At 57.9% G+C, this 14028-nt stretch carries 10 protein-coding genes; 5 read left to right on the top strand and 5 right to left on the bottom strand.

Going from position 1 to position 14028, the window contains the following annotated elements; all coding sequences use genetic code 11:
• The first annotated feature begins 9 nt into the window (after positions 1-9).
• Positions 10-2013, top strand: coding sequence for a TerD family protein (locus tag FTE24_RS05140; RefSeq protein WP_160441654.1), 2004 nt, complete (start codon positions 10-12; stop codon positions 2011-2013).
• A gap of 113 nt (positions 2014-2126) precedes the next feature.
• Here the strand turns inward: FTE24_RS05140 and FTE24_RS05135 are convergent, their stop codons facing one another.
• Positions 2127-3332: an MFS transporter gene (locus FTE24_RS05135; RefSeq protein WP_150229007.1), complete on the bottom strand. Its 1206-nt coding sequence runs from the start codon at positions 3330-3332 to the stop codon at positions 2127-2129.
• A 120-nt stretch (positions 3333-3452) separates the two neighbouring features.
• Here FTE24_RS05135 and FTE24_RS05130 point away from each other — a divergent pair, with 120 nt between their 5' ends.
• A complete protein-coding gene (locus tag FTE24_RS05130) occupies positions 3453-4055 on the top strand; it encodes a TetR/AcrR family transcriptional regulator (protein ID WP_150229009.1) in 603 nt (200 codons plus the stop codon).
• Positions 4056-4253: 198 nt separating this feature from the next.
• Here FTE24_RS05130 and FTE24_RS05125 read toward each other — a convergent pair whose 3' ends face one another.
• The gene (locus tag FTE24_RS05125) at positions 4254-4787 is read right to left on the bottom strand and encodes a TetR/AcrR family transcriptional regulator (protein ID WP_337190014.1); all 534 of its coding nucleotides are present in this window, start codon (positions 4785-4787) and stop codon (positions 4254-4256) included.
• A 183-nt stretch (positions 4788-4970) separates the two neighbouring features.
• Between FTE24_RS05125 and FTE24_RS05120 the strand changes: the two genes are divergently transcribed.
• The 3 genes from FTE24_RS05120 to FTE24_RS05110 all read left to right on the top strand — a co-directional run bounded on the left by FTE24_RS05120 (position 4971) and on the right by FTE24_RS05110 (position 7503).
• Positions 4971-5654, top strand: a complete 684-nt coding sequence (locus tag FTE24_RS05120; protein ID WP_150229013.1) for an NAD(P)-dependent oxidoreductase — start codon at positions 4971-4973, stop codon at positions 5652-5654.
• A 133-nt stretch (positions 5655-5787) separates the two neighbouring features.
• A complete protein-coding gene (locus FTE24_RS05115) occupies positions 5788-6660 on the top strand; it encodes an ankyrin repeat domain-containing protein (protein WP_150229015.1) in 873 nt (290 codons plus the stop codon).
• A gap of 81 nt (positions 6661-6741) precedes the next feature.
• Positions 6742-7503 carry a GNAT family N-acetyltransferase gene (locus tag FTE24_RS05110; protein ID WP_237401641.1) on the top strand — a complete coding sequence of 254 codons (762 nt, stop codon included), beginning with the start codon at positions 6742-6744 and terminating at the stop codon, positions 7501-7503.
• 397 nt (positions 7504-7900) lie between these two features.
• Here the strand turns inward: FTE24_RS05110 and FTE24_RS05105 are convergent, their stop codons facing one another.
• Genes FTE24_RS05105 through FTE24_RS05095 form a run of 3 tightly spaced genes read right to left on the bottom strand, consistent with a single transcriptional unit; the run spans position 7901 to position 14020 of the window.
• Positions 7901-9190, bottom strand: a complete 1290-nt coding sequence (locus FTE24_RS05105; RefSeq protein ID WP_150229019.1) for a hypothetical protein — start codon at positions 9188-9190, stop codon at positions 7901-7903.
• The gene (locus tag FTE24_RS05100) at positions 9178-10479 is read right to left on the bottom strand and encodes a hypothetical protein (RefSeq protein ID WP_150229021.1); all 1302 of its coding nucleotides are present in this window, start codon (positions 10477-10479) and stop codon (positions 9178-9180) included. The genes FTE24_RS05105 and FTE24_RS05100 overlap by 13 nt, the downstream gene beginning before the upstream one ends.
• The gene (locus FTE24_RS05095; RefSeq protein ID WP_150229023.1) at positions 10457-14020 is read right to left on the bottom strand and encodes a hypothetical protein; all 3564 of its coding nucleotides are present in this window, start codon (positions 14018-14020) and stop codon (positions 10457-10459) included. Before FTE24_RS05095 ends, FTE24_RS05100 begins: the two co-directional genes overlap by 23 nt.
• Positions 14021-14028: the final 8 nt, after the last annotated feature.

Here is a 14028-nt window from a genome sequence, read left to right as displayed (position 1 = left end):
GGAACCATTATGGGATCCAGCAGTTACCGCAGTTCGTATCAATCTTACTTAAGCCGCCAGGGCGTGGAAGCCGACAAGATGAACGTGATCCTGATCGTCAACGCCGCCGAAGGCTTGCAAAAATACATGAAGCGCAGCAATATGCAGACGGTGTTCAACAAGCTGTCCCCGCTGACGTTTGCCGGACCGGTCAAAGTGGTGGCGCAGTCGGACGGGTCCTTTTACCGGCTGCCGCCGTTCACGCACGAGAATACCCACACTTATCTCAAAGACGAGATCTACGCCAAAGACCCGCTGCGCGGCGAGCGGATCGACCTCTTTTCCAAACTGTTTACGACGAGCGAATTGACGCATATTATCTGGTTCACGGACGAGGAAGTGACGCCTTACCTGAGTCCGATCGCCTCCATGAATGCCCCGCACCTGTTCTGGAACTTCATCTCGATCAAAGGCTATCCGCTGCGCTGCACGCAGAAAACGCCCAAAAACATCACGCTGACGCACGCCCCGAAAATTTCGGGTCTGGCGACGTCGGTCCTCTACCGCAAAATTTTCAACAAGTTTACCCAATATATCAACAAAACGGATCTGCCGATGAGCGGACGGGTACGCGTTATTCGAACGGAAGACCGCTCGGACTCCCAAAGCGTCGTCAAAGGTTCCAAAACGCCGGTCGGGCACAGCAGCCTGAAGGTGGGCATCGGCTGGAAAACGTCGGAAGGCGAATGCCTGACGGCGGGCATGCTGCTGACGAACAATCGGCTGCCGGACGCGGAAAGCATCGCCTTTTTCGGCAACAAGTCGACGGTCGGGGTGACGCATGTGGACGGACGCGAGCTGCCGACGGAAGACATGGAGGTGTATACGGTCAATCTGGCGGCGCTCGGACAGGCGGGACTGGACAAAATCCTGTTTACGCTCGTTATGCCAAACGGCATCCCGGAAGAGCTGTATCTCCGCGTCATGACGTATGATAACCGGGAAATGCTGCGCTACGACGTCGAGATGGAGAACGGTTCCGGCAATACGGCTCTGGAACTGGGAGCGCTCTACGCCTACAAAGACGAATGGCGCTTTAACGCGATCGGCAACGGCTACGAGGCGGGCATGGAGCAGGTGGCGCAGAGCTACGGCATCCCCGATCTGACGACGACCTATTCGTTTACCCCGGCAGTGCTGGAAGAGATTGCGCTCGACGGTCGTACGTTCGAATACCATATGCAGGACCTGTTTACCAAACTCGGCTATGACGTCGAAGTGCCGACGAGCGACCCGTATGCGCCGGACTATGGAGTGGATCTCATTCTGGTCAAAAGCGGCGTCCGCAAAGCGGTGCAGCTCAAATGCTTCAGCAACGTCGTGCCGGTAAGAGCGATCCAGGAAGTGTACGCGGGCGCGAATATGTATGACTGCCAGAGCTACATGGTCGTGGCGACGAGCTATTTCAGCCGCGCGGCGCTGCAGATGGCGGAGCAGCTCGGCGTGGAAGTGTGGGACAAGACGCAGCTCGACAAGACGGAAGAGCGGCTGCGTTCGCGCATCGGCGTCTCGGCGGAGAATGTCTTGACGCTCAAGCTGTCCAAGCTCAACTCGGAAGACGAAGTCGATATCGACCTGTCGGCGTTCCTCGTGAACGAGCACGACGTATGCGCAGGCGAAGACGACTTCATTTTCTACAATCAGGCGGAACATCCGAGCGGCTGCGTGCAGCTGATCAACGACAATGTGTGGGAAAAGCTGCTCATGCTCGACCTGGCCAAGCTGCCGGCACACTGCACGCGCATCGTGATCGTCGGCTCGCTGGATACGTACAAGCGCAAAGTGGAACTGACGATCGACAACGAACTGGATCTGTACCACACGTTCGAATATATGCCGAGCGCCGTATGCGACACGCTGGTGCTGGGCCAATTCCGCAAAATCGACGGAGAATGGGCGTTCACGACGTCGGAGACGTTCTTCGCCGGCGGTTTGGAAGAAGCCTGCCGGGCTTACGGGTTGGAAGTGGGTTGAACACTTGACGGGAATTTATTGTTAAATAGGATGGATTCTCTCCCATTGAAAAAGCGCGAACTCTTGGAGGAGTTCGCGCTTTTGCGTGATGCGGACCTATCAGGACCGCGGAATTAGCGTCTGCTCGGGAACCCGTATCGCTTAGCGCCTGCTGCGGTCAATAGTGAAGCAGCCAGCAGAACCAGAAGCACGACCGAAAAAGATTGCACTCCGATCCATTCGATCAGAACTCCGCCTGCGATTCCGCCTCCCGCGATAGCCGCGTTCCATACGGTGGTATTGATCGGCATGATCAAGTCTACGCTTTCCTCGCCGCCCGCTAAGGCAAGTGCTGTTTGCAGCAGAGTAGCCGCTCCGCCAAAGCTCAAGCCCCACAGTACAACTGCCGTATAGACAACAGGCGCAGATGTACTGCCTGCCCACAGCGCAGCGGAAGCAAGCAGAAAGCCTGACAAACTGAGTAGAACCAGCAGCCTCGGATGCCGGTCCACCCAGAGTCCGACGATCCAGATCGACGCAAGCGACGCCGCTCCGAAAGTGAGCAGCACCAAATCGGTCCGATTGGCCAGACCGGAATGTTCGAGGAAAGGCGAGATATAGGTATACAGAATATTGTGGGCCAGCATCCATCCCAGCACGACCAGCAGAATAGGTCGGATACCGGGACGCGTCAGCACATGGCGGATCGTCATTTTGCGTTCCAAAGGTTGTCCGGGATAATCCGGTACTTTCCACGCCACCCAGACAATCAGTACCAGCGCGAGCAGCGACATCGTTGCGAATATAGCCCGCCATCCGATTAACCCGCCGAGGAGGGTTCCGGCCGGAACTCCAAAGGTCAGAGCGATTGGCGTACCCACCATCGCAACGGCCAGCGCCCGGCCTTTAAGTGCTTCGGGCACCATACGACGAGCATAACCGGCGAGCATTCCCCATGCGGCGCCAGCCGCCATTCCAGCCAGAAAGCGGGCGGTCAGAGTCAGAAAATAATGGGAAGATAGCGCAGTTACGGTATTGAAGACCAGAAACGCGACGATAATCGTCAGCAGCAGCGGCTTTCTCCGCACACTGCCGGTAAACATGGCGAACGGAATCGCCGCTACGATTGATCCTGCGGCGTAGAACGTCACGAGCTGTCCGGTCATCGACTCGGAAACGTTCAGCCCAAGCCCGATTTGGGGCAGCAGCCCGGCCGGGAGAGTCTCGGTGAGGATACAGATAAATCCGGTCATAGCGAGCGCGAGCAGCGCAAGCCATGGAAGACGATCGGAAACGTTCGCCGATTCGCTTGACTGATGAACTTTTTCAGGTGAAGACATGTGTGTATCCCTCCTTGTCTGATATGTGGATCGATCAATCCATATGTTAATCGAGAGAGGGTTTCTTGTCAACGAATTCTGGATCGATTAATATAAAAGTAAGAAAAAGGAGGGGTTGTTATGGTACGCACAGGTCGTCCGCGCTCTTTCGACCGCGATCAAGCGGTCGTCGCGGCGATGTTCTTATTTTGGGAACAAGGATTTGAGTCCACCTCGTTGGCTCAGCTTCGCGCCGCCATGGGCAATCTGTCGGCAGCCAGTTTCTACGCGGCATTCGAATCGAAAGAAGCGCTGTTTCGCGAAGCGGTAGAGCAGTATATGAACTCTTACGGACGGGTAACCGAGAGCTTTAAAGACGCCAGTCTGTCTCCCGGGGCGGCTGTCGAAGAGGGCCTTCGACGATCCGCGCGTATGCAGACCGAAGCGGGTCACCCTACAGGCTGCATGATGGTCTTGTCGGCTTCAACCTGCTCTCCCGAGAATCGACATATCCGCGAAGTGCTCACGCTGGAACGCGAACAAACGCGAGGTTGGCTGCAAGACTGCGTACAGCGCGGCATCAGCGTCGGCGAACTTCCCGCGCATACCGATGTCCGGACGCTGACGACGCTGTTCGACACCTTTATGCGCGGCTTCTCCAGTCAGGCCCGGGACGGCGTACCGCTGGAAGCGCTGGAATCCGCGATCACGCAGGTGATGACCGTCTGGTACGGACAGGCTTGAACGATCGAGGGGCGTTCACGACGTCGGAGACGTTCTTCGCCGGCGGTTTGGAAGAAGCCTGCCGGGCTTACGGGTTGGAAGTGGGTTGAACACGGCATCCGAATGGATAAGTGTTGGCGAGTGATCACAAAGAACCGTTTTGCCCGACACCTGTCGGGCAAAACGGTTCTTTGTTGATTCGACTGTTTTTTTGGCGGCCTAGTGCACGTCCAGATTCCGTTCCAGCAAAGAGCCGACTCGTTGAGCCATCAAGGAGGGAGCAAGCGGCATGCCCTGTTCAAACCACCATTCGACGATCCCTACGATAGCCGCTCCCAAAAACTGAATATCGACCTCGTCCGGGCAGGCGACCTCGTTTTTTTTCAATTCATGCAGGAAAAAATCAAGCAGTCGGCTTCGAAAAAAAGAGCTGCCTTTATTCGTCAATGCGGCGGAGAAGAACAGGGCATGACGTTCCAGATACTCAAACCATAACAAGCCCATCTCCCGGTAGCCGGCGTCTTGTTCGGTCGACTCGCAGAGCTGGCGCATCCGGTCGATCTGTTCTTCGATCAGTTGATCGAGCAGGTCGAACTTGTCCATATAGTGAAGATAGAACGTTCTTCGGCTGATATCCGCGTGGTCGACAATCTCCTGGATCGTAATCCGATCGAACGGTTTGACCGCCATCCGTTCAACGACGGCCTGTTTGATCGCTTCTTGGGACTTGCGCGTTCTTCGATCGATACCCACTTTATAAAAACCTCCCGCTTTTCGGAAAATCGTGCACAATATCCGCTCGGGTGTGCATGAATGCACGAAAGCGGCCTGTTTGATCATTGCCGCCGACTTGCATTTCCCTACAATTATACCTAACGGCTTCTTGGTGCACGAATATGCATTTGAGCAGGATCGGCTGTCGAAAGGGGAATAGGGATGAGAATCGCGGTTATCGGAGCAACGGGAAGTACCGGCCGAAAAGTGGTGGAGCGGCTGTTGGAATGGGAATATGAAGTGGTAGCGGTCGCTCGGCGGCCGGAAAATATTCAGGCGGCCAAAGGACTTTGTACCCGTCAGGCGGACGTCTATGACGCGGCAAGCCTGGCGGAAGCCGTCGCGGGCACGGATGCGGTAATCAGCTGCATCGGCCCAAGCGGCCGTTCCGCAAGCCCGGCTTCGTCCAAAAGCGTGCTGGACATCATGGCGGCCAACTTCTCGCCCGGCACCGTGATGTCGGAAGGGATGCGCAATATCGTCGAAGCCTGCCGGCGTACCGGAGTCCATCGTCTCGTCATGCAGAGCGGAATCGGCCTGAGCGACGGGAAAGAGCTGTCTGCTTTGGATCGGTGCATGCTCGGACTTAATCGGCGCGTCTTCTCCAAAGCGATTCACGATAAAGCATCTGCCGAACAGTCGGTGCGGGGAAGCGGCCTGGAATGGGTGATCGTGCGGCCGGCGGGATTGAACGAGTCCGCGGCTACGGCGGATTATACGGCAGGTCCTGCGGCGCGGATCGCTGCGTTTCGCCCTTTGTCTTTTGCCGATTGTGCCGACTGCCTGGCGCGAGCTGCCGTGAGCGAACCGACCTGGATCGGACAGATCGTGAACGTTGGGCGATAGGGTTACGTCAAGATAGGCTTATATCAAACGGACTGGTACGCATCGGTCCGTTTTTGCTTTTGACAAGAGACGACATACGATGATAATCTGACGTTGTAATACTTATTACGTAAAAAGAAAGGAGGTTGAGCAGATGAACAAAAAATCAACCCGCAGCGTCGTGATCTCGGTAAGGCTGGATGAAACGACGCTCACGGCGGTAGATCTGCTGGTGAACGCCGGTCTTGCGCAGAGCCGTTCGGAAGCCGCTTCGCAGTTTATCGCTATCGGCGTGCAATCGTCGGAAGAGTTGATCATAAAAGCCAAGGAACTGGAACAAAACGTACGGCGGTTGAAAAATGAGATGTTGAAAGCGGTCAAAAGCCAAAATCTCGATCAAGTCAAGTATTTGCTTGAGATCGACGAGAAGCTGAAAGATGCCAAGTCGGAAGAAGGGCAGACGGCCGTACTGATGGCTGCGTATGACCGGGCTCACGAGATTCGGGAACTGCTTCTGCAAAAAGGCGCCGAACTTAACGTGTACGAAGCGGCATCGGTCGGTCATACGGCGCGGATCGCGGAAATCGTGGATGAGACACCGACACTCGTGAACAGCCACAGCTTCGACGGATATACGCCTCTTGGACTTGCCGCTCATTTCGGGCAGGAAGAAGCAGCGGCTTATTTATTAAGTCAGGGTGCGGATCCGAACCTCAAGGGAACAGACGGGAAGCTCAACAATACGCCTTTGCACGCTTCGATAGCCGGCAATCACATGAACCTTGTCCACATGCTGCTTGAAAAAGGGGCGGACATCGATTCGAGGTGCGAAGGCGAGCTGCGCAAAGGATTTACGCCGCTGCATGTCGCCGTGCATTTTGACCGGTTGGAGATCGCCAAGTTGCTTATTGCACAGGGCGCAAATCTCTCGATTCCCAATAGCGAATCGTTGACGCCGTTGGCGTATGCCTCGTCGAAAGGCAGCGCGGAAATGGCGGAGCTGATCCAAACGGCACTTAATCAATGAAAAGGAAGTGGACAATTCGTGGGATTACCCGTTATAAACGAAACATTGGCTAAACGTCTGGTAGCATGCGAAACGGAATATTTGGCTTCAAGGATCAGATCGATCGGCGAGCGGGACGGCAATCCGGAAGGCGTCGAAATTGCGCAGTTCGGACATACGACCGCTTTTTATGTGCAAACGATGCCGTGGGGATTATTCAATTCGGTCAAAGGTTTCTCGCACGGCGATGCCGACCAACTGGAAGGGATTATTGCTTTTTACCGATCCAGAAACAGGGCTTTTCAGTTGGACATCAATCCGGCAGGCAGTCATCCGGAGATGTTGAAGCAGTTAACCGAACAAGGCTTGTATCAAGATAGTTTTCATTCCGTGCTGTACGGGCTGCCCAGCGCCGAATTGCCCGAACTGCCTTCAAGGATCAAGATCCGTCAGATCGAGACCGAAGCGGATTTTGATCTCTATGCAGGCATTCATTGTATCGGAGCCGGCATGGATCTCGTACATAAACATCATTTTGCAAACAACAATATCGGGCTGCTGCATCGTCCGGGTTGGAAAATGTTCCTGGCCGCATGGGACGACGAACCGGCTGCCGTAGCCGTTATGCATATCGGCAGCGATCGTATCGCTTCTCTGACCTTGGCGGCCACGGCTCCCGCATTCAGGCGCAAAGGCTTGCAAACGGCGCTGCTGCTGCGGCGAATGCACGAAGCCCATAAAGCGAACTGCGAACTGGTCGTGGCTCAAGCGGCTTTCGGCAGCTCCAGCCAAAATAATATGGAACGGGTAGGCCTGCAAATGGCGTGGACTAGAGCGGTCTGGGCGCCGTTGAACGAAGCATAAACGGAAATATGTAACGTAATTAAAAGCAGAAAGCCGAAAAGCCGGATTACCGGAACGAACCGGGACGATGAGGCTTTTCGGCTGCTTATAGACATATGTACAAAATACTGATTTTGTGAAGAAATATATCGAAAATAAGCGGATAGTTTCGGATTGTCTGCTCATCATCGAAATTTTTTAACTTTGCGAAAAATTGGCTTGGTCGTCGTGGCGGCTTCAAATCATCCGGATTCAGACCGCAAAAGACCTTAACGCCCGAATCCATAAATTATTGCCAAAAAAGGCCGTTTCTCGGCATACTGCCGGGAAATAGCCTTTTTGCCGCGCTTTGATTGTGCTTTGCTGAACTAAAGTGACGCTTTATGCGAGTCGTCGCCGATCTTCGCGGCTTGTTTTTTTACACAGTATACACCTGGTTAATAACCTGCCCTGAAGTGCCCGTGCAATACAGCGTGAGCGTTAGCGGCGCTTGCGACGGATCGGAAAATTGAAGGCTGCCCGCGCTTTGACCGGAGCTGCGGAGCTGTCCGTCGGACGTCGTCAGCTGGATCGTGGAGCAATTACGCACTTTCCACGACAAGTAATATCGGTACGTGTCCGGTGAACGGCCGGTGCGATAATAAGTAACTTCTTCCACATCCAGGTAATCGGTTACGGTAATCGTAAGGTTTTGTCGGATCAGCCCTTCCGTTCCCATACCGCTCAAAGTGTACACGGTCTCGGGTCTTGCGGGCAGCACCGAGATCGAACTGCCGCGCACCCGCCCGATCCCTTGATTCAGATACAGATCACAGCCGTTCGTCGCGGCATAAGACAGCGTGATCCGCTCGCCGTACTTCGTTTCATTGTGCGGACAATCCGAGACGAAACGGGTAATTGCGGGAGTTTCCGCATACACCGTGACCGTACGGGCGACCTGCCGATCCTCGCCGAATACGTACAACCGGAACGGGGTATCTTCGAACACCTGAACTTCCAGACTGCCTATGCGGTCCACGGCCGTATCGCCCGGCGTAAGCACGCATCGTTCGACATCGCCGGCAACGGCCCAGCGGAGCGTGACCGTGTCGCCTACCGCCACGCGGGTCCGATCGCAGTCGAAGCTTGGGATATGCAGCGGCGCCCTTTTTTTGAAAAAGGCCAAAAAGTCCGTTCCGCCCGCCGTAACGCTCTCTCCCGCCGCCTGCCGCTTCGCATCGTCAAGTCCGCCGTACATCGCCACAGCGGGAAAGCGGACAGCCGCATATACCATTTTCTCCAAGTCGCCGAACGCGATCACATTGCCGATGCTGATATAAAACTTGTCTCTCGGAGCCAGATCGTACGCGTACAGCGGATACAGCTTGAAGTACATGCCGTAAGCCGGATCAAACGCCTGCTCGACGGCCCAGTTGTACGGAGCGTACGCGACCATTTTGGAAGCCCACTCTTCCGTCGTCAGATACGCATCGCCGGTGCCGAGCGGGAAATACACATAGATGACCGAGACGGCGTTATGTTCTTCTTCGATCCCGGGAATCGGCGATCCTTCCGGCAGATCGTTCACAAAAGAAGCCGTCTCGGCGCAGCTGACATTGACGATTTCGATATTCAGCGTATTCGGAAACAGCAGATCCGTATGCGCGCTGCGCTCGCTCAGCCGCACCGTTTTGCTGCCCTGCACGTTCGCCTGAATCAAACGATCCATTGCGCCGCCTCCCCTTCCAAACGCAAAATCGGATACGCGCTGCCGTCGCTTTTTGTGCAGACGAGCCGGGCGGCGTGCAGCGGAGCGTCGGATACGTATTCGAACGTGCCGGAAGCGTCCGCGGAGGCGGCATGCCAGAACAGACCGTCTTCGGTAATCTCAAAAGAAACGGTCGCCGCGCCCTGCGTCACCCAGGTCCAACGGCTTTGCACGTAACCGGTGTAGACACGAATACGGCTGCGAAACCGCTGCGGTTGTTCCAGCGTCAATCCTTGCAGGTTCAGCGCGACCGCTTCCCGATAGAGACGGCCGTCCGCACGCAGCGCAAGCTGGGGCTTGACCGGCAGCGCGAGCTGCAGACTGCCGCTCTGCTCGACGGCGCTCCACTCATTCCCCAGACCAAGCCGCAGCGGATTGTCGTAGCGGGACTGCCAGCTTGCCAGACCGGTCGCCGGATCGTAATCCAGCCGCTCGACCTCAGGGGGCTGCACGTACACGTTCACCCACGCGTCCGTCTCCGACCCGCTGCCCGTGATCGACAAGCGGTACGCCATATTCCGGCTCAGTGCCACGTCCGTACCCGGAGCCGGCAGAGAAAAAATATCGATCTCGCCCGGCGTAAGCTGCCCTTTGTCCGCGCCGCTGATCTGCCATTTCAACCGGACGGGTCCGGCGACGCCCACCGTGGTCGGTTCGCCGAAAAAGCGATTGATTTGCGGTACGGCGGCGGTCTTCTGAATCGGGAATACTTTGACCACGTTCTCGATCCCTGCCACGTTGCGGATATCCGCATAGACATACGTGAGTCCCGCCGGCGCATACGACTGGATGTTCACGCAGCGGAAGTACATGCTGAACAGCGTCTCGATCACGTACCGGTTGTAACAGCTCACGACGAAGCTGAGAAAGCCGTCTTCCACGACGCCCTGCGCGACGGACCAATCGCCCGATTCCGTCTCGAACGAGATGAGCTGTCCCCGCTGCGCGTCGATGAAGTCCCCCTGTTCGTCCCCGTAAGGGAAAAAGAACCGGACATAAGACGTATCGCTGACCGGTTCCCGCGCCTGCAGCTTGTTGAGAATCTGTTCGGCCGTAAGCTTGGCCGGGTTATCGAACACCAGCCGGCTGGCGCGCTCCGGGTTCAACAGTTGAAACGTCAATCGGTCCCGTACCGGATAGTCCCGCTTCAGGAGCGTCGGTTCGTTCACTTCGATACGGTTGTCGTCGACATCGAGCAGATACCGGCAGTTGTCGAGCCGTTCGGATTCAGCTTGAAGGTTCGGATTCATGGTCGCCTCCCTTTTTGGATTGCAGCCAGCCTTCGACCGCCATAATCGGCGGTGTGGCCAGAAACGCGTTCCCGTTCGACGGTTGGAGCGGCTGCGTCTCGATCCAGTCTTCGGCCTCGCCGGGCGTGATCAACGCCCATTCCCGGTCCGGCAGCCGGGTCAGCGGCAGCAGCGGACGGCCTTCGCCAAGCAGCAGCGGACCCGTGTACAGCATCACGTAGAGGCGATTCAGCGCCGACTCGATCCGCTCCTGCGGAATACGCTGCTCCGAGACCGGCAGCATGCCGCTGATCAGGCGTATCGAACATAGCGGGTCCAGGATCAGCGAGACGGTCGTGCCTTCCGCTTGTTCGTCCGCCGGAATATCAATCCGGCGATTGCGGCGGAAATAACCGGAAGCTTCATTCTCCGGTGCATGCTCCTGTATATGCTCCGGCGCATACGCGCTGTTGAACTGCCTGTAGCCGTGCTGCGCCGAATCGCCGCTTTGCACGAAAAAGCCGATCATGCCGTCTTCGGTATGCCGCTGTTCCCCGATCCACAGCGGCATCTCGAACGCCCGGATCGAGATATCGGGAATCGGCGGAACCGGCTTGTTGTTCGGTTCCAACTGCTTGTACGCCGCAGGCGGGCCGGCCTGTACGAGCCGTATGCGCGCCCGAGCGAGCACCAGCGGCCGGCCGACGAACAGGCTCAGGCCGCCGGGCGCCGCCGATGAAGGGCGGTCGACGTCCCACAGCGCCGAATCGACCGTCTGCAGAAACGGAGTCAGCACATCTTCGCCTAACTCGCGGCTGCGGCGCAGCATCTCGCCGAGAAATCCCTGCATCTCCGCATTCATCCCAGCCGGCAGTTCGCCCGCCGCGTCCGGAGCGGCCCGCCTGCCGGGGGCGTCCCGCCACTGTACACCGTTCCCGTCGAATGCGGTCGCGATCAAATAGCCGAGCATGGACCCCCGCTCGTCGTAGATCATCAGCGTCTGATCCGCGTGATTGGGCATCAACCAGCCGCACACCGGCGAATCCGCAAGGTCGAAATCGCAAATCTCCGCGCTTCTCGCCTGAATCCAGTCGAATACAAGCCGGCTCGGCTGGATAAACCGCGGCGGAAGCATCACATACTGTCCGAGCACGTCCGCCGAGTCCCGCAGATCTTCGGCCCGCGCGTATTCGCCGCAGTCGATCTCCTGAAGCTGTCCGAACGTGTCGATCAGCCGGAGCTGATCGAACTTGAAGAAGCCGCCGCGCAAAGGCGAGAAAAAAGTGTCGAAGCGCGGCTGCTGCACCGCATAGCCGGTCAGCGCGTTCGCCACGTCGTCCGCCAGTTCGGCGCTTCCGTCAGCCGGAACCATCACGGGGAAGCGCAGCGACAGCAGGCTCATCAGGAACGCTTCGTTGAACCCGTCGAGCGCCTGCGACAAATAATCCGCTTGGTGAAGCGTGCCCAGACTTCCCGGCAAATCGTCCCCGAACGTCTTGGCGGCCATCGCCTGCAGCTGCCGCGCGATATGCGGCGTCAGGAAGATGCGGCCGCTAAGGGTCACCGGATTGCCGGTATCGACCGGAGGGCCGCTGAACGTATAGTCCGACTCGCCGAACGTCCAGTGGTCCAGCGCCGGCCGGCTGCCGATCAATGCTGAGTCCGGATAATACAAGCCGCGCCAGCAGAGCAGGACCGGATTCCACGGCGGCGTCCAGACGGCGGCGAAGATTGCACTCGGCAGCCGTTCTTCCGGGTCGACCGGCTCCGCCGTAAGCTCGCGCTGCATACGGCGGACCTGCGTTTTGACCTGCGCGCGTTCTTCCGGTGAAAAAGGCGCCAGCCCGAGCTGCTGGTTAATCAGCGTAACGATTCGGTCGGCGCTGCCCGGGCAGAGCAGCGCCCCTTCCAGCAGCAGCCGCGGATACTCGCCCTGCACGCTTGCGGCGGGCAGCAGCGCCGCGGCCTGGATGATCGGCGCGTAAGTCTGCCCTCTTGCCGTAATCTCGAAGCGCAGCGCGCTGATCGTCTCCCGCAGCGTCCGGCAAGGCAGCGCCGCCTGCTCGCCTTCCGGCGACTGCGAATCGAACAGCGGCCCGCGGCCGGCGCCCGACAGCAGCAGTACGGGCGGATTCGGCACGTAATACCGGCTGCCGGAAGCCTGCTTCAATTCGTACGCGCCCTGCACGGCAGCCGCCAGCTGTCGCTCAAGCAGCCGCAAACGCTCCTCCGCCTGTTCGAGCGCGATCTCGGCATTGTCCAGCTCAAGGATACGTTGATGGAGCTGCTCCCGGTACGCCGTCATCCATTTTCGGATCGCCGGCTTTTCGTTTGGATTTTTGTTTTGCGCTTTGATCATGTATTTGCACCATAGATCGTAGATTGACGACCGCTTGGCGTCCGCGTCGAACGACAACCGATACCTCTCGTCGATACCGCGCTGCAAATTGCGGTATACCATCCGGTCCGTCGGCGACAGATCGGACCGGTCGGTCTCGTCCGACTCCGGACGGTCGGGCTGAAGCCTGTACGCCTTCTGTTCGGCATGGACGACGAAGCGCCGGTCGTGCTGCGCGTAGTCCGCTTGGTAGATGCCGTTGAGATTGAGCAGCTTGTGGCTCTGATCGTGCAGCAGCACGCTCATCAGGCGCTCGCCGGATCGTTCCCGCTTGCCGTGCAGCGCCGCGACCGCTTCGGCGGACGTATTGCCTACCGCAAGCTTGGGCATCGGCAGATTGCGAATCGTCGGGCCGTTGTAATCGGTCCGGTCGTCGATCCAGCGCAGATCGCTCAGCATGCCGTGCAGCACCGGCGACGCCGGATAGACAAGCGTTTCCGGCGGCTGCCAGCCATAACGTTCGCGGCACTCTTCCGCCGAACGCAGCAGCTTCCGTTCGTCCCGGTACATCCCGCGGACGACGTATTCGATCGATACGTGTTCCAGGCGCCTGCCGGTCTCGTCCGTCAGGTCGTCGTAGAAGCCGAACACGTTCACGTGATACGGATACATCGCCGAAAAGGCCGGGTTGCCCGGACCGAGCGCGGTCAGCGAAGATAATCGTCCGGCCGGCTCGGAGACCGACGCTTCGTACGGATACGATCGGCCGAGAATGCGGTAAAGTCTCCGGGGATCGTCCAGTTCGGGAACCGTCAAACTGTCCGCGTTATGAAGACTCGGGTCCGCTCCCTTTTCGAGCGCGTCGCTCTCCACGATCCAATGCCGGGCCAGCAGCAGATCCGGCTGCGCTTCGGTCGACCACAGCCGGGTTACGATCCACCGCTCCGGCACGTTCGGGTATTCCGGTTCGGTCTCTTCGCGTGCCTGGAAGCCTTGTCTCAACCCTTCCGGGAGACTCCAGTTCAGATGCACGCCGGGCTTCTGCTTCGTCTGCGTACCCATGAGATCGGACGGTACGGCGCTGCCCAGCAGGTCGAGGCTCAACCGGGAGAAATCGTCCGGGATATTCGCGAATACGGTCGGCTTGGGACTTGCTCCCACCGGCATCGCTTCGAGTCGGATCGGCACGCAGATCCGGTTCGCCTCAAGCTCGCTTTGCCTCATGGCGTCAT

The organism is Saccharibacillus sp. WB 17, assembly GCF_008634075.2.
Lineage (GTDB): Bacteria > Bacillota > Bacilli > Paenibacillales > Paenibacillaceae > Saccharibacillus > Saccharibacillus brassicae.
The sequence above is the reverse complement of the archived record's forward strand: the minus strand, read 5'-3'. Positions and strand labels throughout refer to the sequence as shown.

Excerpts from the sequence above, each read along its gene's own strand:
- FTE24_RS05135 (WP_150229007.1), bottom strand. The coding sequence starts at position 3,332 with ATGTCTTCACCTGAAAAAGTTCATCAGTCAAGCGAATCGGCGAACGTT.
- FTE24_RS05100 (WP_150229021.1), bottom strand. The coding sequence starts at position 10,479 with ATGAATCCGAACCTTCAAGCTGAATCCGAACGGCTCGACAACTGCCGG.
- FTE24_RS05095 (WP_150229023.1), bottom strand. The coding sequence starts at position 14,020 with ATGAGGCAAAGCGAGCTTGAGGCGAACCGGATCTGCGTGCCGATCCGA.
- FTE24_RS05130 (WP_150229009.1), top strand. The coding sequence starts at position 3,453 with ATGGTACGCACAGGTCGTCCGCGCTCTTTCGACCGCGATCAAGCGGTC.
- FTE24_RS05120 (WP_150229013.1), top strand. The coding sequence starts at position 4,971 with ATGAGAATCGCGGTTATCGGAGCAACGGGAAGTACCGGCCGAAAAGTG.
- FTE24_RS05115 (WP_150229015.1), top strand. The coding sequence starts at position 5,788 with ATGAACAAAAAATCAACCCGCAGCGTCGTGATCTCGGTAAGGCTGGAT.
- FTE24_RS05140 (WP_160441654.1), top strand. The coding sequence starts at position 10 with ATGGGATCCAGCAGTTACCGCAGTTCGTATCAATCTTACTTAAGCCGC.
- FTE24_RS05105 (WP_150229019.1), bottom strand. The coding sequence starts at position 9,190 with ATGGATCGTTTGATTCAGGCGAACGTGCAGGGCAGCAAAACGGTGCGG.